The 12,219-nt window shown below is 66.4% G+C and carries 12 protein-coding genes; 1 reads left to right on the forward strand and 11 read right to left on the reverse strand.

Features of this window, described 5'->3' with window-relative positions; genetic code table 11:
- Window positions 1-5 precede the first annotated feature (5 nt).
- Complete coding sequence (locus BI344_RS05365) at window positions 6-1,334, reverse strand: bifunctional transcriptional activator/DNA repair enzyme AdaA (protein WP_206600327.1); 1,329 nt, start codon at window positions 1,332-1,334, stop codon at window positions 6-8.
- Between BI344_RS05365 and BI344_RS05370 the strand changes: the two genes are divergently transcribed.
- Entirely contained in the window at window positions 1,333-2,169 is an 837-nt protein-coding gene (locus BI344_RS05370) for an isocitrate lyase/PEP mutase family protein (protein ID WP_083370096.1), read from the forward strand. The two genes, BI344_RS05365 and BI344_RS05370, sit on opposite strands and share 2 nt — an antisense overlap.
- On the opposite strand, the gene BI344_RS05375 is transcribed toward BI344_RS05370, so the two are convergent.
- From BI344_RS05375 to BI344_RS05420, 10 genes are all read right to left on the reverse strand, one after another.
- Window positions 2,127-2,909 carry an ABC transporter permease gene (locus tag BI344_RS05375; protein ID WP_095210778.1) on the reverse strand — a complete coding sequence of 261 codons (783 nt, stop codon included), beginning with the start codon at window positions 2,907-2,909 and terminating at the stop codon, window positions 2,127-2,129. The two genes, BI344_RS05370 and BI344_RS05375, sit on opposite strands and share 43 nt — an antisense overlap.
- Window positions 2,906-3,838, reverse strand: a complete 933-nt coding sequence (locus tag BI344_RS05380; RefSeq protein WP_071111879.1) for an ABC transporter ATP-binding protein — start codon at window positions 3,836-3,838, stop codon at window positions 2,906-2,908. Before BI344_RS05380 ends, BI344_RS05375 begins: the two co-directional genes overlap by 4 nt.
- A complete protein-coding gene (locus BI344_RS05385) occupies window positions 3,831-4,976 on the reverse strand; it encodes an ABC transporter permease (RefSeq protein WP_071111880.1) in 1,146 nt (381 codons plus the stop codon). Before BI344_RS05385 ends, BI344_RS05380 begins: the two co-directional genes overlap by 8 nt.
- A gap of 13 nt (window positions 4,977-4,989) precedes the next feature.
- Window positions 4,990-5,907: a glycine betaine ABC transporter substrate-binding protein OsmF gene (gene osmF, locus BI344_RS05390; protein ID WP_071111881.1), complete on the reverse strand. Its 918-nt coding sequence runs from the start codon at window positions 5,905-5,907 to the stop codon at window positions 4,990-4,992.
- A gap of 201 nt (window positions 5,908-6,108) precedes the next feature.
- Window positions 6,109-6,714, reverse strand: a complete 606-nt coding sequence (locus tag BI344_RS22715) for a chalcone isomerase family protein (RefSeq protein ID WP_158020757.1) — start codon at window positions 6,712-6,714, stop codon at window positions 6,109-6,111.
- 213 nt (window positions 6,715-6,927) lie between these two features.
- Window positions 6,928-8,169: a DUF1302 family protein gene (locus BI344_RS05400; RefSeq protein ID WP_071111883.1), complete on the reverse strand. Its 1,242-nt coding sequence runs from the start codon at window positions 8,167-8,169 to the stop codon at window positions 6,928-6,930.
- A 13-nt stretch (window positions 8,170-8,182) separates the two neighbouring features.
- A complete protein-coding gene (locus BI344_RS05405; RefSeq protein WP_071111884.1) occupies window positions 8,183-9,727 on the reverse strand; it encodes an acyl-CoA dehydrogenase family protein in 1,545 nt (514 codons plus the stop codon).
- Window positions 9,724-10,740 carry an SDR family NAD(P)-dependent oxidoreductase gene (locus tag BI344_RS05410; RefSeq protein ID WP_071111885.1) on the reverse strand — a complete coding sequence of 339 codons (1,017 nt, stop codon included), beginning with the start codon at window positions 10,738-10,740 and terminating at the stop codon, window positions 9,724-9,726. Before BI344_RS05410 ends, BI344_RS05405 begins: the two co-directional genes overlap by 4 nt.
- Complete coding sequence (locus tag BI344_RS05415; RefSeq protein WP_071111886.1) at window positions 10,737-11,957, reverse strand: beta-ketoacyl-[acyl-carrier-protein] synthase family protein; 1,221 nt, start codon at window positions 11,955-11,957, stop codon at window positions 10,737-10,739. The genes BI344_RS05410 and BI344_RS05415 overlap by 4 nt, the downstream gene beginning before the upstream one ends.
- Complete coding sequence (locus BI344_RS05420; protein WP_071111887.1) at window positions 11,954-12,217, reverse strand: phosphopantetheine-binding protein; 264 nt, start codon at window positions 12,215-12,217, stop codon at window positions 11,954-11,956. The genes BI344_RS05415 and BI344_RS05420 overlap by 4 nt, the downstream gene beginning before the upstream one ends.
- Window positions 12,218-12,219 lie beyond the last annotated feature (2 nt).

Genomic DNA, 12,219 nt, shown 5'->3' on the forward strand with positions numbered 1-12,219 from the left:
GCCACTCAAGCTCTGCGGCGGCCAGCCCCAAATCCTCCAGCATCTGCCGACTGCCGACTGCCGGCAGCGGGAGGGGATGAGAGCGGGGCAATGGCTAGTCGCGTTTGCGTCTCGGCAAGGGCGTGGCCTGTCCGGAACAAGTCCGGGTCGGTTTGCGCTAGGCGCGCCCCTGGCGGCGCGGCCAAGCCTGCGGGGGGGCCCGGCATGGCGGGCGCAAGCTGTTCCGACGCGTTCCAGCAGCCGGGCAGCCGCAGGCCCGGGCGCGCGGCGATCAGCCTCGCCAATTGCGGATCATGCGACAGATGCTGTTCTATCGTGGCGGGATCGGCCGCCAGGTCGAACATTGCCCGCACCCGCGCCAAAATGGCCGGCAGCGCCGCCAGCCGCGGAAAGCGAATGGTGACGCGCAGCGCGTGGCCCGAGCCGGGGCGGACCGCCAGCGTGCCGCTGGCGCCACTCAGCTCAATCGTTCGCGCGTAGCAGTCTTCCTGCACGGTTTCCACGCCGGGGATGGCATGGGCGGCCAGGTGCAGCAGCATCGCTGGCCAGTGGTAGGGCGGCCGGTATCGCAGCAGCAGGGTGATTTCTCCAGCAGGCGCGGGAGCGGCGCCGGTGTCGCGGCGCAGCGCGCCGGGAGGACGCCGGTACAGCGCCTGGAACACCTCGTTGAAGCGGCGCACGCTGCCGAAGCCGGCAGCGAAGGCGATGTCGGTCAGCGGCATCCGCGTTTCATGGATCAATTGCTTGGCCAGCAGCACCCGCCGCGTCTGCGCCACCGCCAGCGGCGAAGCGCCGACGTGTTCGGCAAACAGCCGGCGCAGCTGCCGGTCTCCCACTCCCAGCTTGTCGCAGAGGGCGGCCATGCCGGACTCGTCGAGAATGCCCTGTTCGATCCAGGCCAGCGCGCGCGCTACGGTATGGCTGTGGCCGCTGTTGGACACGCCGCGCCAGGCGCCGGAATCGGGCGCGGCTTCCGGCCGGCAGCGCAGGCATGGCCGCAAGCCGGCTTCCTGCGCCGCCGCCGCGGTGAGGTAGAAGTCCACGTTTTCGCGTCTGGCGGTACGCGCCGGGCAGATGGGCCGGCAGTAGATGCCGGTGGTGCGCACGCCGATGAAGAAACGGCCGTCGAAGCGGGCATCGCGGCTGGCCAGCGCGCGGTAGCAGATGTCGGGATCGAGTTGCATGTTGGCATCATCCGGCGAAACGTTGCCGCCAGCCAGCGCTTTTCGGACACTGACAGCGCCGATGGCCGGGTCCGGAAACCGCCGGTGGCCGGCGGCGCGCGGCGGCAAGATGTTGGCCTTGTCCATTCCCACCGCAACGGAGCGCATCATGGCCTCAGCCATCCAGCAGTTTCACCATTTCCGCCAACTGAACCGCCAGGGCCGCCTGCTGCTGGCCAACGCCTGGGATTGCGCCAGCGCCCGGCTGTTCGCCGCCGCCGGACTGCCCGCCATCGGCACCACCAGCGGCGGCATCGCTTATGCCCGCGGTTATCGCGATGCCCAGCATATCGGCCGCGAGGCGATGCTGCGCGAGATCGCCGCCATCGCGCAGTGCGTTAAGCTGCCGCTCAGCGCCGACATCGAGGCCGGCTATGGCCTGAATCCGGAGGAGGTTGCGCTCACCGTTCGGGGGGCGCTTGCCGCCGGCGCGGTGGGAGTGAATCTGGAGGACAACGGCCACGGCTTGCTGACGCAGCCCTTGTTCGACATCGCGGCTCAAGCGGCGCGCCTCGCCGCCGCACGGCAGGCGGCGGATCAGGCGGGTTTGCCCTTGTGGATCAATGCTCGCGTCGATACCTGGTTGCTGGGCTTGGGCCGGGATGAGGAGGACCGCCTGGCTCAGACCGTGGCGCGCGGCAATGCCTATCTGGCTGCCGGCGCGGACATGGTGTTTGTGCCGGGGCTGACGGATGCGGCGCTGGCTGCGCGCCTGGCGGCGGCATTGAGCGGGCCGCTCAATCTGATGGCGCTGCCCGGTGTGGCTGGGGCCGAGGCCTGGTTTGCCGCCGGGGCGAGCCGGGTCAGCCTGGGCGTGGGGCCGATGCTGGCCAGCATGGGGCTGGTGCGCGATATGGCGTGCGAAGCCGTCCAGGGCGCCTGGCCGACCATGGCGACGCGCTGTTACGGATTCGCCGAGGCGGAGGCGCTGTTCGCCGCCGGCTGATGCTGCGGGGCGAGACGGTCGCCCAGCCATTGGAACAGCTGGTCGGCGACGACGGCCAGCAGCGCCACCGGCAGCGCGCCCTGGATCACATAGGCGGTGTTGAAGCCGGACAGGCCGACGATGATGGGCAGCCCCAGGGTCTTGGCGCCGACGGTGGACGCCAGCGCGGCGGTGCCGATATTGATCACCACCGCGCCGCGCACGCCGGCCAGGATCACCGGGGCGGCCAGCGGCAGCTCCACCCGCAGCAGGATCTGCCGCCGGCTCATGCCCATGCCGGCGGCGACGTCGCGCATCTCCCGCGGCACCGACGCCAGCCCGGCCAGGGTGGCGTGGGTGATGGGCAGCAGGCTGTACAGCGTCAGCGCCGCCAGCGCCGGCAGTTCGCCAAAGCCCAGCAGCGGCACTGTCACCGCCAGCACCGCCACCGGCGGGAACGACTGGGCGATGGACAGGACCGACTCCAACAGCGGCAGAAACTCGCGTCCGGATGGGCGGCTGGCGCAAAGCCCGGCCCCTCCGCCCAGCAGCAGCGCCAGCGCGCTGGACAGGGCGACAATCTCCAGGTGGGCCAGCGCCAGCGCGGCGAAGCTGTCCTGCAGGTAGAGCGGGCGGTCCAGTTCGGGAAAGCCGAGGTGGAACAGCGGCGCGCTATGCGGCAGCCCCAGCAGCAAGCCAGCCAGGGCCAGGCTGGCCAGGAGCAATCCGCGGCGCTGGCGCAGCCGGCCGGCCAGGCTCATGCGCGCGCTCCGAGCAAATCGTCGAAACGCAGCGCGCCTAGTCTCGCGCCCTGTCCATCCTCCACCGGCAGAGCCGGGACCTTGCGGGTGATGAAGACGGACAAGGCCTCGCGCAGGGTGCTGTCGGCGCGGATGGCGGCGCCGTCGGCGTGTTCGCCGCGCCGCATCCTCTCCTCCACCCGCACCAGCCCCAGCAGGCGCACGCCCACTTCCGCCGGATTGAAGAACTCGCGGACAAAGCCGTTGGCCGGCGTCAGCAGGATGTCGCGCGCGCCGCCTTGCTGCACGATGCGGCCCTGGTCCATCACCACGATGCGTTGGCCCAAAAGCAGCGCCTCGTCGATGTCGTGGGTGACCAGGATGACGGTCTTGCCGAACAGCTGCTGGATGCGCGCCAGCTCCTGTTGCAGAGTGGCGCGCGTCACCGGGTCCAGCGCGCCGAAGGGCTCGTCCATCAGCAGCACGTCGGGGTCGGCCGCCAGCGCCCGCGCCACGCCTACGCGCTGTTGCTGGCCGCCGGACAACTGGTGCGGATAGCGCTGGCGGAACTGCCGCGCCGGCAGCTGCAGCACCTCCAGCAGCTCTTCCACCCGCGCGCGGATGCGCGCCTGCGGCCATTTGAGCAGCTGCGGCACCGCGGCGATGTTCTGCTCCACCGTCCAGTGCGGAAACAGGCCCACCGACTGGATAGCGTAGCCGATATGGCGGCGCAGGATTTCCGGCGGCTGGCTGCGGATATCGCGGCCGGCGATGCGGATCACGCCGCAGTCCGGCTCGATCAGCCGGTTGAGCATTTTCAGCGTGGTGGATTTGCCGGAGCCCGAGGTGCCCACCAGCACCGCCAGTTCGCCTTCGGCGACCTCCAGGTCGAGGTCCGACACCGCGCTCCAGCCGTTGAAGCGCTTGCTTACGCCTGAGATTTCAATCATGGCCAGCTTGACCCATCCAAAAAATGACGATCTTGAACGCGGTGTCGCAGCCAATGGCGAGCAGCACGATGGGCAGCACGCCCAGCAGAACCTGGTCCGGCGCGCTGGCGGACAGGCCCTGGAACAGGATGGCGCCGAAGCCGCCGGCGCCGATCAGCGCCGCCACCGCCGCCAGTCCCACCGCCTGTACGGCGGTGACGCGCAGGCCGGCGAGAAATACCGGCAGCGCCAGCGGGCACTCCACGCTGGCGAATATCTGCCATGGCGACATGCCGATGCCGCGCGCGCTGTCGCGGGCGGCCGCCGGCACTTGGCGCAAGGCCGCCAGCGTGCCGTGCGCCATCGGCAGCAACGCGTACAGCGTCAGCGCCGCCAGCGCCGGGGCCAGGCCGACGCCTGCGATGCCGGATTGCGGCCACAGCCGGCCAAGCAGCGCCAGCGGCGCGATCAACAGCGCGAACAGAGCGATGGAGGGCACGGTCTGCAGCACGTTCAAGGCCGGAAACAGCCAGGCTTCGAAACGCGGGCGGCGGAAGGCGGCCAGGCCCAGCGCGCCGCCCAGCAGCGCGGCCGGCAGCACCGAAAAAACCACCAGCTGCAGGTGGCGCAACAGCGCCAGGTCGAAGCTGTCCTGGTAGTTGCGGTATTCGCGCAGCAGCGCCAGCTGGTCCAGCGCGCCGCTCGCCAGCATGGCCGGAGCCGGCAGGCAGGCCGCGCAGACGGCCAGCGCGCGTTGCGGCAGGGACCGCAGCAGGCCGCGCAGCGCCTCGGCCAGTTGCAGGCCGGCGCACAATTGCAGCAGCCAGAAGCCGGCGCCGAACGTGGTGCGGGCCAGCGAGTCCTCGCCGCCGGAGAGCCGCAGCGCTTCCTGACCCGCGATCCACAGCAGGCTGTTGCCCAGCAGGCCGGCGCACAAGGCCAGCAGCAGTTGCGCGCGGGGGGAGGGGCGCAGCCAGGGGGCCAGCGCCATCGGCAGGGCGGGCAACAGCAGCAGGACGGCGAGCGCGCCGGGCAGGCTGGGCAGATACCGGCCCTGGCCGCTCAGCAGGCGGTTGGGGGCGTAGCTGAGCAGCGGCAGGCAGCAACCCGCCAGCAGCAATAGCGCCAGCAGCAGCCGCACCCGGCTGTGGAGCCGCATCAGCCGCGCGTCCTCACTTGATGAAGCCCTTGCGCTTCAGGTAGTTGGCCGCCACCTGGCGCGCGTCGCGGCCTTCGATGGCGATGCTGGCGTTGAGCTTCTGCAGCGTGGCTTCGTCCAGCGACTGGAACACTGGTTTTAGCCAGGCGGCGATCTGCGGCTGGCGGGCCAGCGCGTCGGCGCGGATGATGGGCGCGGGCGCGTACACCGGCTGCACGCCCTTGGGGTCTTTCAGCGCGATCAGCCCTAGCGCCGCCACCGGGCCGTCGGTGCCGTAGGCCATGGCGGCGTTGACGCCGGAGATCTGCTCGGCCGCCGCCTTGATGGTGGCCGAGGTGTCGCCGCCGGCCAGCGTCAGCAGTTGCTCCTGGCGCAGCTTGAAGCCGTAGGCCTGCTGGAAGGCAGGCAGCGCGTCCGGCCGTTCGATGAATTCGGCGGAGGCCGCCAGCTTGAGTCGGCCCCCCTTGCCCAGCCAGGCGGGGAGGTCGGCCAGCGATTCGAGCCGGTTGGCGGCGGCCACGTCGCGGCGCACCGCGATGGTCCAGGTGTTGTTGGCGGGGGCCGGAGCGAGCCAGACGATGCGGTTCCGGTCGTAGTCCAGCTGCTTCACCCGCTGGTAGCCGGCGGCGGCCGATTTCCAGGCCGGGTTCTTTTCGTCGGCGAAGAAAAACGCGCCGTTGCCGGTGTACTCGGGATAGATGTCTATCTCGCCGGCGGCAATCGCGGTGCGCACCACCTTGGTGTTGCCCAGCGACAGGCGGCCTATGGTCTTCAGGCCGTGCGCCTCCAGCACCTGCTGGATGAGATTGCCCAGCAGCGCGCCTTCGGTGTCTATCTTGGAGCCGACTCGGACGGCGTCGGCGGCGCAGGCGGCGCCGGAGAGCAGGATGCTGGCCAGAAGTACGGCGATGCGGTAAGTGCTGCTAGGCATGATTTCCCCCCAATAATGGACAGGCTTTGATGACGATGGCGTTTACTATACCGCCCATCGTGCGGAGGCGGCCAGAACAGCACCACTCCATGCTTGGCGTTTTAGGCGCGAAAGGTCCAGTTCGGCCTGCTGGCGACGACCTGGCCGAATTGGCGTGGCCGACCAGTCCCGTTGCGGAACCAGCGGTTTTCGGCTGCTGCCCTATGGTGTCCGAGATAGCCCGAGCAGCTGGTTTTTCAGCTGCATGCTGACTGGCTTTTTGCCTAGCCAGATGGAAAACAGCATGGAATTGAATTCCTTGCCGGGTATGGGATTGCCGATGGCGATGCCATCGCGGGAGATGATGGTATCGCGGCCATCGAAGAATATGCGGATGCGGCTGCCACGCTTGATGGGGGCAACCTGAGTGATGATGGACTGCAGCTGTCCGATTTCGGCTTGCTGCCTGGCCAGGCTTTCCGCTGAATTATTGAGCGGCAGGGCCTGGATCAAAGCCTCTGTCAGCTGGTAGGCGCTAATGTCGCGCAAGGTGAGGATTTCGATCGCTCGCGGGGTTTCTCCAGCCAGTATCTGGCCAGGACTCTGGGCTGCTGGCGGCAGGTACAGGGCGGCATTGTAGACATCGAAAAGAAAAATGGCGCGTTTGCCAGAACCGCTCAGTCTGAGCTGGACCGAGCCGATCTGAACGGCTGGCGTTATGCCGGGACTCTCCTGTGCCCGAGCTTGCCCGGTACAGGCCAACGCGGCAAATGGAAAGGCGATAGCCACTAGCCATGTTCTTAATGGTGAAAAAATACGGTGTTTCATGATTTTCCTCGCGATCACCCGTTTGTAGCGTCTTCGTATGTCGTCAGGCGCGGTTGGAGCGACGAAACGGAGGCGTGCATCCTGGGGAGGGACGTTGTTTCCTTTTGAGCCAAGCGCCGGACAAAACGACGGCGATTCCAATAAGGCCGCGCCTTGGCCCGGCATCGCCGGCCGACTGCGCCGCCGCGGCGTCTGCGGACAGATCGGCAGCGTTTATTTCAGGCTGTATTTGAGGCCGACAAAGGCGCGTTTTTCTCTGCGGAAACGGCCAAAGCTCAGTTCGCTGCCGTCAAAATTTTCCAGCGTCAAGCTGGCCTGCAGGTTTTGATTAAGGTCGTAACTGGTTTCCAGCGAGAGGTAGCTTGCAGGATGCTCGATATCGTAGGCGGAATAGAGGGAGACTTTGCCCCGGTCCTGGAGAAAGCTGCGGCGGATGCCAAAAGTCAGCATTCTTTGCCTGCCCGAGATGCCTGGGGAGAGATCGGCGGAAGTATCTTGGGCGAAGTATTGAACATTGAAGAACCAAGGCTCCGCTTGATAGTCAAGCGCCAGCAGACCGGTGTTCTGCGTGGCGTCCGCGGGTGCTGGCAGTCCCAGGGCATTGGTGCCGTAGACGGTTACGTGGCTGGCGCGGGTCGCCTCAGCCCGCGCGACCAGCGGGCCGACGGGAGCGGTAAGCGAGCCGCCCCACAGGGTATAGCGGGCAGCCTGGCTCTGAAATTGCGGAATGGGGCCGGGGATGGGGGCCAGCTGTTTTTCGGGTTGCCAGCCATGGTAGGCGTTCAGGGTGTAGTCTATGTTTCGCAGCCTGCCCGACCATTGGATGCCGGTATTCCAGTCGGCCGGCCTGCCTTCAGATGGCAGGCTGGTTGATTGCACGGGTATTCCTTTGTTGGCCAACAGGCCGGCGATGCCGGGCGTCCAGAAGCGTCCCGCAGGACTCGGATCTTCGTTGAACCGAGTTTGCGGTATCAGCAATAGCTGTAAGGCATTGTCGCCGATGCCGCACTCTGTGTTCACCATCGCTAGCGGCAGACGTTTGTGCTCCCAGCTGCCGAAATAGCTTTCGCGCAGGTTCATCGGGTTGATCACATCCAGCACTCGCAGCCTGTCCGCCTGTCCCCAGACGACTTGCTGCATGCCTGCGTTGACGGTGCAGGCCTGGCCGCTGTAGTTCAGCAGCAGCTCATGCACCGGCTGCTCGTGATAGGTGCCGACATCCAGCTGGTTCTCGTTGGAGGCGACCAGTGAGCTTTTCAGTTTCCATTGCGGATTCCACTCCACGATGCCGTCCAGTTGCAGCCGGTATGCTTGCAAAGCGCTCGTGCCATGGGCGTTCTCGCCCTGCCGGGTTTCCAGCAATAGATTGAAATTGTTGCCGTCATCGGCATTCGCTGGCGGCGCGACAGCCAGCCATAGGCCAACAGCTGCCGCAGTAACAATGGTTTTCGTCATCGGAAGAAATACATCAGCAGTGGAGGAGGTTGGGGAGGACTTCCTCACCGGCGGCGCCTTGCTCTACGCGGCCGATGCGGCTGGCGATCATATGCTCAAGCGCCGCGGCTTCCGGTAGCAGGACGGGCTTGTCTTGGAATATTTGCCGATGCAGTTCATCCCAGCGCTCCTGCCACCAGCCGCGCAGCGCGGCATCGCCGTCGTGGACGATGCCGCCCAGAGTGGCCCATGCCAAGGCCTGGCCTAATAGCAGCAGATGGCGCGCGCTTACCTCTTCGAGCCTGACATCGTCCGGATAGCGCTGTTTCAGGATCGTCTGCAGCTCCGCCAGCCGGCCACATAATGCATTGCCGCCGGCAAGCCGACCCAGGTGCGACAGCATGGGATGGCCGCCCTGCCACAGCGATTGGCCGAGGAAAACCGACAGCGTTTCGGAGGGGCCCTCAAAGATTCTGGTAACGCGGGCATCCCGCGCCAGCTGGCTCAAGGGGTTGTTGTCGCAATACCCCCGGCCGCCCAGCAGCTGTCCAGCGGCGTCTACCGCCGTCCACAGCAGTTCGCTGGCCAGCAGCTTGGCGGCGGCGAATACTTCACTAGGCAGCGCTTGCTCCTGGTCCAGATGGAGGGCGATGTGCTCGACCAGCATGTCCAGCGCGATGGCTGCCATCCAGGTGTTGTGAATCACGTATTGCGTATGTTGGTTTTGATAGAGCAAACCGCTGGCGATCCGGCGCTTGCCGCCGTACTGCACCATGAGCTGCAAGGTGCGCCAGATGGCTCCGCTGCAGGCGGCCGCTATCGCCAGCCTTCCCGCGCCCATCGTGTCGTTGCCGATGGCCAGGCCCGCGTAGGGGCTGCCCAGCACGGCTGCCCGAGGGATGCGGGCCTGATCGAAATGGATCTTGTTCTGCACCATGCCCCTCATGCCCATCGTGGGGGCCTCCTCCCCCTGGCGCATGCCTGGCTGCTCCTTGTCTATGGCCAGCGCGATGTACCCGCGGTTGACGCCCTGGCTGTCTTGATGGCGGGCGATGACGGTGATCACGCCGGCCCAGGCCGCCAGGCCGGACCACCACTTTTCGCCAGACAGGATAAAATCGCCGTCCGGGCAGGCCCGTGCCACGGAGGTCATGGCGAGGGGGTTGGCGCCTGCGGCTGGCTCGGTTTGGGCAAAGGCGGCCAAAATACGTCCGCTTGCCAGCTGCGGCAGATAGCGCTGTTTCTGTTCTGCGGAGCCAAAGCGCAGCAGCGGCCGGGTGCCCAGGTGGTTGTTGACTCCAACGAATGCGGTCAGCGCCAGGTCAATGCCGGCCAGCTGCCGTAGGACTTGGCAGCTTCCGGCATGGCTAAGCGCCAGCCGCCCGCCCCATTCTTCGGGCACTTGCATGCCCAACACGCCTTTATTGCCAAGGTCCAGCACAATATGCGGCGGGATGGTGCAGCGGCGGTCTATCAGGAAAGAATTGACATGCCGGCTGGCGTAGTCGCGCAGCCAGGCCAGCAGTTCGCCGGTTTTTTCTGCATCTGGGGTGTTGCTGAATAATTCGGGCATCATCATCGAGACGTTTCCTTGGGGGACCGTAGATGCAGCCAGCGCCAGGCTTCGGTGACGGCGTCGGCCAGAGACTGCCTGGGGACGAACCCAAGCTCGGCGCGCGCTTTTCTGATGTCGTAGTATTTCTCGCGCCAGAGCAGCTCCAGGATGCCCGGTGTCATGCGCATATCGGGCAGTAGCGCATTAAGCAGCGGCTCCAGATGGCCGAGCACCCTTGCGGCGCCGCGCAGCAGGGCGGGAGGCAGGATCAGGCCGGGAGGAGGCACGCCGGCGGCATTGGCGATGGCGGTGATCAGCTGGCAGTAGCGGACGTCGCCGCTGCTCAGGATGTAGCGCTCGCCGCTCCGGCCGCGCGCCATGGCGGCCAGGGCGCCCATCGCCAAATCATGGTGGCCGATGAAGGAAATGCCGCCAGGGGGGATGGCTTTAAGCCGTCCGGAGGCGATGTCCAGCATGATTCGGCCCCAGCCGTGCTGCGGGTCGCAGCCCGAGGCAATCACGGCGGCGGGGCAGACGATCACGATATCCATGCCCCCGGTGACGAAGTCCCTGACAATCGCTTCCGCTGCATGCTTGCTATGCATGTAGGGATAGGAAATGCTGGCCCCGTTATATGCCATGGTTTCGTCGGCGCGGCCATCGGCAGGGGCATGGGGGTAGCCGACCGCAGCAATGGAGGAAATGTGGACGACGCGTTGTACGCCGGCCTCCTGCGCGGCCTGGAGCAGCCGGCGGGTTCCTTCCGCATTGACTTCCATCATCGCCTGGTGATCGCGTGGCCGGGGCGTAGACAGGCCGGCCGCATGATAGATGCTGTCCATCCCTTGCAATGCAGTCGCCAGCGAGGCGGGGTCGCGCAGGTCGCCTATCCGCCACTCAATGCGGGACTCCACATCCCGCAGCTGCCAGGCCGGATCGCCGGCCAGTTTAAGCGCCGCCACTTTCTCCCCGCAATCCAGCAGCGCGCGTACGATATGCGAGCCAAGGCAGCCACTGGCTCCGGTTACCAGGATCATGCCGACGCCTCGTACCTTTTCAGGGCCAAGGACACATTCAGGCCGCCAAAAGCAAACGAGTTTTTCAGCCAGGCGTCCACCTGGCAATGGCGCGGCCGATTCGGCACGTAATCCAGGTCGCAATCCTCCGCCGGTCCAAGATAGTTCAGCGTCGGCGGGAGCGTGTTCTGTTCGAAGGCCATCAGGCCGCCGATCAGCTCGACGGCGCCGGCGGCCCCCATCAGGTGGCCGATGGACGACTTTACCGACGATATCGCAATCTTGCGGGCATGCTCCGCGAAGACCGCCTTGACCGCTGCGGTTTCGACCTTGTCGTTCAGCACTGTCCCGGTGCCATGCGCATTGATGTATTGGATGTCGGCCGGCGTGAGCCGCGCGTCCGCCAGCGCATCGCGCATGGCTTGCGCCGCGCCTTCCACCGAGGGTTTGACAAGATCGACCGCGTCGCAATTGCTGCCATAGCCGGCAATTTCCGCCAGGATGCGTGCGCCGCGCAGCAAGGCATGTTCAAGGGTTTCCAGCACCAGGATGCCGGCGCCTTCTCCCAGCACCATGCCGCTGCGCCCTTGCGAAAAGGGACGGCAGGTGTCGGGCGCCATCGCGCGTATGGCCTCCCAGGCCTTCCAGGTCAGCGGGTTGAGGCACGCGTCCGTTCCGCCTGCGATCATCGCGTCGGCGCCGCCGTTCTGTAATAACCGGAACGCCTCGCCAACCGCCTGGGTCGAGGAAGCGCATGCGGTGGCGATGGTCAGCGAGGGGCCGCGCAAGCCGTATTGCAGGCTGATTTGACTGGCAGCGGCATTCGCCATCGCTTTGGGTACTGTCAGCGGGGAGATGACGGGGTAGTCGCTGACCAGCAGCTCCTGGTATGCCTGGCTGAGCGTATCGCTGCCGCCTACCGCGGTACCGATGTACACGCCGACTCGGTTGGGCCGAATGCCGGCGGCAGGATGGCCGGTGTGCTCGATGGCTTCCTGGCAGGCCAGCAAGGCAAACTGGCTGGCGCGGTCGAGCAAGGCTTGTCGCGAGTTGGCGAAATGGTTTTGCGGCTGGTAGTCGGCCCAGGCGCCGCCGTTGCGGTAGGCCACTTGCTCGTTTTCCAGCCACGGCACGGGGGCGATGGCGCTGCGCGGCTGGGCCAGCCCACTCCAGAGCGCGGGAACGCCGTAGCCGAAGGGGCTGACGCAGCCGATGCCGGTGATCACGACGCGATTCATGTTTTCAGGCCCAGCTTGCCGAGCTCGTATTGCAGAATCTCGCTCAGGCGTCCCAGCGACGAGACATCCTGATGGCTATACGCGGACAGATTGATGCGAAACTGTTTTTCCAGCGCATGGGTCACTTTCAGCACGTCCAGGGAGTCCAGGCCCAGATCTTCAATGGTCAGCTCCGGGCTCAGCAGCTGGCGGTCCAGATTGAGCAAGCTGGCGACCAGATCCAGCACGGCAGCGCGCAGGGATTGGGAGGTAGTGGTCATTT

This window comes from Chromobacterium sphagni, from assembly GCF_001855555.1.
In the GTDB taxonomy this organism is placed as follows: Bacteria; Pseudomonadota; Gammaproteobacteria; order Burkholderiales; family Chromobacteriaceae; genus Chromobacterium; species Chromobacterium sphagni.